Origin of the sequence: Brachyspira pulli (assembly GCF_036997785.1) — a bacterium.
Lineage (GTDB): Bacteria > Spirochaetota > Brachyspiria > Brachyspirales > Brachyspiraceae > Brachyspira > Brachyspira pulli.
On the sequence record NZ_JAWLQI010000132.1, the window covers coordinates 1 to 1495 of the forward strand.

Annotated in this window: 1 protein-coding gene; it reads left to right on the forward strand. The window is 22.4% G+C overall.

Annotated elements, in window-relative coordinates:
• Window positions 1–86 precede the first annotated feature (86 nt).
• The gene (locus R4K56_RS14690) at window positions 87–1325 is read left to right on the forward strand and encodes an RsiV family protein (protein ID WP_335773214.1); all 1239 of its coding nucleotides are present in this window, start codon (window positions 87–89) and stop codon (window positions 1323–1325) included.
• The last annotated feature ends 170 nt before the right edge of the window (window positions 1326–1495 follow it).

Below are 1495 nucleotides of genomic sequence, written 5' to 3' on the forward strand. Positions count from 1 at the left end.
TATTCATAAATATTTTATATTGACAAACATATAGAGTTGGTATATTATGTTTACTTGTATTTGGAATAAAAATTAAGGGAACAATTATGATTAAAAAAAGTATATTAATTATATTTTCTATTATAGCACTTATGTCATGTTCAAATAAAGAAAATAATAATATAAATAATAATTCAGCAGAAGTAATTCAAACTAATGAAATAGCAACTAATAATTCTTCATCAGATTCAGTTAAAACAGAAGAAGTTAAAAATAATAAAAATAAAGGCATAGAATGGATATCGCATCATTATTATATGAAAAATGATGATGCTGATTTCTTTTCTGTATATTTAAATGACAGATGGCCTGACTATATAGACAGCTATTCTGAATTAATGCCTAATTATGAAAAGATAAAAACAGCTTTTAATTATAAAAATTTAAATGATATAAATCAATTCTATAATAAAAATAGTATTCTTGATATAACAAACAATAGAATATATGCAGAAGCTGAAAACGGCGACAGTATAGAAACTACATATTCAAATATTACATCATTTAAAATGACTTCAAAATCATTAAATAGCTCATCAAAAGAAATAAATACTACTTCATCATTGAAAGCTGCAGTATATAATTATGTGTATACAAATGTTTCAGAAACTAATGAATATGGAAGTGCATCAACATTCTCATATAGAGATTCTATATTTTTACTTATACCTAATGACACTAACAAATTAGAAGTATATGATAAAATTTCTTTAGATATAAATGAAGATTTTAATTTAAATAATCTAAGAAGAAATGAAAATTTAGAATTTGATGATAAAAAAGGAAGCATATCAAAATTATTTGAAAATTCTATGAGTGATCTGTATGATGAATGGATAACAAATTCAGTTTACAGCTATGAATCAAGTAAATCTATTAGTATAACTTATTTTAATGATAAAAGTATATCAATAAGAATAACTTCAACATTATATTTAGGCGGAGCACATGGAGTGTACAATAATTATAATTTAGTATATTCATTAGAAACAGGTGAAAAAATAGAAGTTACTAATTTTATAAAAGATTTTGATGATAGTGAATTAAAAAGTATTATGAGAGATAAACTTTTATCAATAGAAGATAGAGATGAAGAAAGTTACTTAGTCCCTTTAGATGAAATAACTTTAGCTGACACATCTTTTTACATTTATGCTGACGGAATACATTTTGTATGGCCTATATATACTATAACAGCTTATGTTTATGGAGAAACAGAAATAGTTTTTGACTTTGATGAAATTAGACCATTTATAACAGATTTATATAGTTATGTATTAGAATAATATTAATATTATTTTTTATATTTAGGGTTTTGTAATAAATAAAAATTGCAAAACCCTATTTTTTTATTAATTATATAAATGTTCTTTGACTCTGTTGATGTAAAAATAACAACAAAAAATTGACAAACTTAAAAATTTTCAGTATATACCTAAACAACTATATTTTGTCA

Bases quoted from the DNA above. Each gene is read 5' to 3' on its own strand.
- R4K56_RS14690 (WP_335773214.1), top strand. From the start codon at position 87: ATGATTAAAAAAAGTATATTAATTATATTTTCTATTATAGCACTTATG.